Annotated in this window: 1 protein-coding gene and 1 pseudogene; one reads left to right on the top strand and one right to left on the bottom strand. The window is 46.6% G+C overall.

The features are described 5' to 3' along the window. Positions 1-1,121, bottom strand: a pseudogene (secA2, locus tag WAM07_RS10990) (accessory Sec system translocase SecA2); the annotation flags it as partial. A gap of 287 nt (positions 1,122-1,408) precedes the next feature. On the opposite strand from secA2, the gene WAM07_RS10985 reads away from it, so the two are divergent. Then, positions 1,409-3,846 (top strand): S8 family serine peptidase (locus WAM07_RS10985; RefSeq protein ID WP_422166823.1); only part of this gene is annotated, 2,438 nt, incomplete at its 3' end.

Genomic DNA, 3,846 nt, shown 5'->3' with positions numbered 1-3,846 from the left:
GTCTTCGCCGTTCCGGTCATGCCCGCAAGCCTCGGATACATCCGGAAGAAGTTCTGGACGGTAATCGACGCCTGAGGCTTATTCTCTTCCGTGATCGCAAGTCCTTCCTTCGCTTCAAGCGCCTGATGAAGTCCATCGGATAGCGTGCGCCCTTCCATCAGCCGCCCGGTGAACGTATCAATCAGCTGAATCTGCTGTTCCTCCACCACATAATCCTTATCTTTGTGAAAAAGAACCCGGGCCCGGACTGCCTGCATCATGTAGTGGTAAAGTGTCTGATGCTCGAGGTCAAACAGATTCTCAATATCAAAGGCGCCTTCGATTTTATGTATCCCCTGATCGGTAAAATGGACCGCCTTCGTTTCCGGATCCAGCTGATAATCCGCATCCTTTTGAAACGTACGCATTACCAGAGCACCCAGCTTATGGAGGTTCGCGTGGGCCTCCATTTTGCCGGCAATGATCATCGGCGTTTTCGCTTCGTCGATCAACACACTGTCAATCTCATCGATGAGCGCTACATGATAGGGGCGCTGCACCTGGTTCTTTTGGTCCCGTGTCAGATGATCGCGAAGATAGTCGAACCCGAAGGCGGTTCCTGTTCCGTAGGTCAGGTCGGCCTGATAGGCTGATTGTTTCTCAGTTTGGGATATTTGATTCATATTTAACCCAGTTCTTATCCATAAGAAGTCATACAATGGACTTAAAAGGTCATAGTCGCGCTGTGCTAAATACTCATTAGCCGTAATTAAATGGACACCTTTTTCCTCTAAGGCAAACAGATAGCCGGAAAGGGCTGCTACGAGCGTCTTTCCTTCGCCGGTCGCCATTTCCGCAATGTGTCCGTCCGACATGATCAGCCCTCCGAGCAGCTGGACGTCATAGGGACGAAGGCCAAGCACGCGGCGGGCCGCTTCCCGTACAACGGCAAAGGCTTCTGCGCGGATGTCATAAATGGACTGTCCCTCATGCAAGGCCGTCTTGAATTCGCCGGTTTTCGCCCGCAGTTCATCGTCCGAGAGCGCGGTCATCGCGGCTTCCCAACGGCTGATGGCGCGGAGTTCCTGATCGTAGGTCTTCCATTCACGTCCCCATTTTTCGGGGAAGAGTTTTTTCATCATGGTGGATGCTCCTTGGTTAGGTTGTTATTCTTTTACTTTACCATGGTAACTCCTGTCATTTCCAGACGAATTACGTTAAGTTTTGGAAACAATCTATCGGCGTGTGTACCTAGTATTATCAGACTATGAATCTTCGTTCATTACATGATTTTTCCACTGGGTAAGGACAAGGTACTACATGTTACAATTTGTAATTTTATGAATATTTGAATATACTTAAGGTTGTAAAAAATAGAAAGGAGGGAAGTATTAGGGAATTTGATAGAAAAACTAAGGAGGAAACAAATTTGAATATCAAAAAGAGTCTGATTTTGTTCTTTATCTTCCTGCTCGCTTTTTCAAATTCGGTGTTCGCAGCCAATGGATTATCGAATTCAGAGCAGAATCTGGATAAGCCGGACAAGGTCACGGTGGAAGAACACAAAGCCAAAGAAGTCAATCCGGACAAGGAATATGATCCCAAAGAAAAAGTCCGCGTCATTGTTGAATTAGAAGGAAAGCCAACCATAGAATCAACGAGTAACTATCAGAGTCTATCGAAAGATGAAAAAGAGAAACTCCAGAAGGACGCCCTGCAGAAGCAGGAAGCGGTGAAGAAATCCATTGCCAATAGCTCCGTACCAATGGATTATAAAGAAAGCTTCACTACGGTAGTGAATGGATTCAGCGGAAGTGTTGAATACCGTTCGATCGAATTAATTAAGGATCTTTCGGAGGTAAAAGACGTACATATCAGTCATGAATACGAGCGTCCGGAAACAGAAGAACCAGACTTATTGTATAGTAAAGAACTGGTCAAAGCCCAACAAACCTGGGAAGAATACGGGTATAAAGGCGAAGGTATGACCGTCGGAGTCATTGACACAGGAATTGACCCGGATCATCAGGACATGGTGCTGAGTGAAGGGACAGAAACAGAAATTAGTCAGGACGATGTGTCAGACCTTACAGGGGAAGGCGCTCTGAAAGGGAAATACTTCACAGAGAAAGTACCGTTTGGCCGCAACTATGCGGATGAGAACAATACTGTACTGGACCTTGGTCCAGGTGCAAGTGAACACGGAATGCACGTATCCGGTATTGTTGGAGCAAACGGAAATGAAGCAGAAGGCGGATTAATGGGCGTAGCCCCGGAAGCGCAGCTCTTAGGGCTGAAAGTTTTCGGTAACGACCCGGAAATGCCTTCAACATATAGTGATATTTACATTAAAGCAATCGATGACGCGATTCTGCTTGGTGCAGACGTCATCAATATGAGTCTTGGTTCCACAGCAAGCTTTGTAGAACCGGATGAACCAGAACAGAAAGCGATCAAACGTGCCGTAGATAACGGTATTATGATGGCGATTTCCGCCGGGAACTCCGATCGTTTTGGTACCGGTGCTGGAAATCCATTTGCTTCGAACCCGGACATCGGGCTTGTCGGTGCACCTGGACTTGCTACAGAATCTCTTCAGGTCGCTTCGTTTGAAAATGAATACCTGGAGCTTGAAGGATTTAACACACGTGTAGATGGAGAAGCGAAAGAATCCGTACCGTTCCTATCTGCAAGCAGCGTATCTCCTCAAACACTTGGTGAGGACTACTACGAAGTGGCAGATGCTGGACTTGGAAGAAAACCAGGGGATTCGGATGCGAACCCTGAGGCCAATGATTTTGAAGGGGTGGACCTCGAAGGGAAAATCGCTTTAATCAGCCGCGGTGAATCAGCATTTGTAGATAAAACGTTGAATGCTCAAGAAGAGGGAGCTGTGGGCGTTATTATTTACAATAACGTATCCGGCTACATCAGCATGGCTTCCAGTGATGAAATTAACATTCCTCAGCTAGGTATCTTAAAAGCAACAGGACTAGAGCTGAAAGGTTATTTAGATGAAGGTAAGAATCTGGAGATTGCTTTCATGGGAGAAGAAGTCGTCGCTAAAAGCCCGTCAGCGGGTCAGATTTCCAACTTCTCCTCATGGGGTGTAACGCCTAACCTTGATTTCAAACCAGAAATTACAGCACCAGGCGGAAATATCCTATCAACCCTGCAGGATGATGATTACGGCATGAAGAGCGGTACATCGATGGCTGCGCCGCACGTAGCCGGCGGATCAGCGCTTGTTATGCAGCGTGTTGATAAAGAATTTTCACTTGAAGGAAACAATCGGGTGGAAATGGCGAAAAACATTCTATTAAACACATCCGTTCCTCAAGAAGACCAGGGGAATTTCAACTCCGATTATGATCTGGGACTCGATTACTCTCCACGCCGTCAGGGTGCGGGACTTATGGATCTTCATGCTGCCATGGAGACGCCAGTTGTCGTAACCGAGAAAGATTCCGGATTGGGTAAAGTGGCCCTGAAGGAAATGGACACGAAGAAATCCTTTACGCTTGAGCTTGAGAACGTAAGTGATGAAAATGCAGCGTACAATGTCGAAGGCACCGTCCAGACAGACCTTGCATTGAATGGCCAGAATACGGTCCAGACTCAGGCCATTCTTAAAGAAGATACTCTTGAAGGAGGACCGTTCTACGACGGTGAATTCCCAATTGATATTTCTTCTCCAAATGGAGCGCAATCAGGGGATGACTATCAAGTCGTAGTGCCAGCAGGTTCGACTGTTGAGCTTAATGTAACAATTGATCTTTCCAATGCTGTTACCTCTCTTTATGGTGATCAGTTAGAAGAAATATTTGAAAATGGTCATTTTGTAGAAGGATTCATTAAACTGAAGGA

It is taken from the genome of Halobacillus sp., from assembly GCF_049282395.1.
In the GTDB taxonomy this organism is placed as follows: domain Bacteria; phylum Bacillota; class Bacilli; order Bacillales; family Halobacillaceae; genus Halobacillus.
The sequence above is the reverse complement of the archived record's forward strand: the minus strand, read 5'-3'. Positions and strand labels throughout refer to the sequence as shown.